Here is a 1,682-nt window from a genome sequence, read left to right as displayed (position 1 = left end):
TCCGGCAGCGAGCCTTCCGGGAACACGCAGCGGTCGGCCCCCTGTCGCACCACCTCGAGATTGTGACGGCAGGCGAGCAGGCTCGGCTTCTCGCGCAGGCAGCGCGGGAGGAGCGAAGAGAGCGGGTCTGCTCGAAAGCGACGCAAGCACGGCCTCAGACCTCTTTCATGTGATGTGCGTCTCTCGACGCCTCGTGGGCCCACTCTACGCGCTCACGTGAAAAAACAGCTGAAAAACAACGATGCCCGTCGGACCTCTTCCCCCGACCCCTCGTCAAACAAAAAGAAGCGTGCTCCGCGTCGAGCACGCTCCCTCCACAGGCGCACCACCTCGCGCCCTCAGATGCCCACGAACAGACGCTCCATCTGGCGCAGATGCGCCTCTGCGTTCCCTGGCCCGACCAGCCCGAAACCGACGTAGCTCGACGGCCCAGCGGTGCTGACAAACGCCTCGCTCTTGTTCTTCTCCGTCTGATGGTTCCCCATGACAAACACCTCCTCCAGACGCTCTGCGTCTTCTGCGACGGCGAGATCAGAGCCGCCAGATCGCGTGGCCCCTGCCTCGTTCAACCGGGCCTTTTGTGAAGCTCACGCGCCCATCATGCCAGCGCTCTCTCAAAGAACCCTGAAGTTGTCATAGAACAACCCTGAAAACAGTCACGGCCGCCGTTCTCTTCAGTGCGGGCGGGTGCAACGAGCACGGCAGGAAAGGGGTCACCCCCCCAGGTGTCGCAGCTCGCCCAGACGTTCCACGATGATCGCGAGGCCAAGACCCACCGATACGAGGCCCGTCAGCGCGCGAAGCCCGACTGCGCCGCGCGAGATCGGATCTCGAAAGAAGGCAAAGGGAAGACTGAGCAATGTGCTCATGAGGCCCATTCCGAGCAACGTGCCGAATCCGAAGACGAGCACGTACACCAGTCCGGCAAGACTGTGCTCGAAGGTGCTGACGATGAGCAGCATCAGCGCGCCACTTCCCGCGAGGCCATGCAGGCAACCGATGACGTAGGCCCGCCAGCGATCCGCACGCGCGAGATGCGTGTGCGATTCGTCGGCATGGAGGTGCACAGCCCGATGCTCGTCTTTCGTGGGCGTGGCGATGCGACGCAGCACCCGAACCCCCAAAACCACCAGCACGACGCCCACGGTGAGCTCGAGTGCGCTGACCACTTGCTCTGGAAGCGGCACCTTGGCTACCAGAACCAGCACGCCCATGAGCACGAGCGTGGTGGTGTGCCCCAACCCCCACGCGACGCCAACTTTGAGCGCGTCCAGAGGGCGTCGTGTCTGACTCACCATGGTACTGATGGCGGCCAGGTGATCGGCGTCCGTGGCGTGCTGCATCCCAAGCAGTATGCCGAAGCCGAGGATCGAGGGCAATGAGGTCACGTGATGTTCTCCTCCAACGGCTCGCCTTTACGCCGACAAGAGGGTCAAGCCCTTCGCCGATCTCGCTTCACCGAGAGCGTCGTGGGCTCCACACGGTTCCTCTCCAGGCGTGAGCGTGGCGTTGTTCACATCTCGTCGAAGAATCGCAACATCTGTGTCAGAGATGTTCTCATCGTGGTTACGATCCGTTCACGAAGCGCGTCAGCCGTGTTCACACCTCCCCCCTATGCTGAGACCACAGGAACGACAGAGGGGAGACAAGCAGATGGACGTGATCGAGCAGCTTCTCGACGG

Annotated in this window: 2 protein-coding genes; both read right to left on the bottom strand. The window is 62.6% G+C overall.

The window, feature by feature from the left end; translation table 11 throughout:
* Nucleotides 1–338: 338 nt before the first annotated feature.
* Nucleotides 339–569: a hypothetical protein gene (locus EB084_24835; GenBank protein NDD31491.1), complete on the bottom strand. Its 231-nt coding sequence runs from the start codon at nucleotides 567–569 to the stop codon at nucleotides 339–341.
* A gap of 144 nt (nucleotides 570–713) precedes the next feature.
* On the bottom strand, nucleotides 714–1,388 hold the full coding sequence (locus EB084_24830) for a hypothetical protein (GenBank protein NDD31490.1): 675 nt from the start codon (nucleotides 1,386–1,388) through the stop codon (nucleotides 714–716).
* Between the last annotated feature and the right edge of the window lie 294 nt (nucleotides 1,389–1,682).

The organism is Pseudomonadota bacterium (assembly GCA_010028905.1).
In the GTDB taxonomy this organism is placed as follows: Bacteria; Vulcanimicrobiota; Xenobia; order RGZZ01; family RGZZ01; genus RGZZ01.
Note: the sequence above shows the minus strand (reverse complement) of the source record. Positions and strands in the feature narration are given on the sequence as shown.